This is a genomic window from Halorubrum sp. SP3, assembly GCF_005435195.1.
Taxonomy (GTDB): Archaea; Halobacteriota; Halobacteria; order Halobacteriales; family Haloferacaceae; genus Halorubrum; species Halorubrum sodomense.
Genome location: NZ_SGTU01000338.1, coordinates 1 through 487 on the forward strand (window position 1 = coordinate 1; position 487 = coordinate 487).

Genomic DNA, 487 nt, shown 5'->3' on the forward strand with positions numbered 1-487 from the left:
CCGATCGCTCACCCGACTCTGACTAACCCGTCCACGAATATCGAACGCGATCTCCCACGCATCAGCGTCACCGTCGCCAGCGAGCCGCTCCAGAATCCGCTCGTCGAGACCGCCCATCCACGGGACGGAGTCGCGCATTCAGGTCGCGCCTCCGTTCGAGGTCTCGCTGTTCGTCGGGTCCTGCGCCTCGACAGCCTCACTGTCGTCATCAATGTAGGTCCAGTTCTCGGTATCGAGCCGACCGTCGAGGTATGCTTCACCGTCTTCAGTGATGATGTAGACTCCATTTCCTAGGTGTCGTACGAGATCTTCCTCAGCTAATCGCTTACATCGCCGGTTAATCTGCTGACGAGAGTACCGGATCGGTCCCTCTCTCTTCATTTTGGCTGGAGACCCAGTTTCGTTCTCAGATAGATACTCCAAGATACGGTCGTCTGCCGCAGTCATCCATCCGCCAGCATATCTCATATGGTGAATTCTCACTCCT

Annotated in this window: 1 protein-coding gene; it reads right to left on the reverse strand. The window is 56.5% G+C overall.

Annotated features, from left to right (window positions below; genetic code table 11):
- Nucleotides 1–138 precede the first annotated feature (138 nt).
- Entirely contained in the window at nucleotides 139–468 is a 330-nt protein-coding gene (locus EXE42_RS16790; RefSeq protein WP_137707042.1) for a helix-turn-helix domain-containing protein, read from the reverse strand.
- Nucleotides 469–487: the final 19 nt, after the last annotated feature.

Coding starts and splice junctions, on each gene's coding strand:
- EXE42_RS16790 (WP_137707042.1), bottom strand. CDS start 468: ATGAGATATGCTGGCGGATGGATGACTGCGGCAGACGACCGTATCTTG.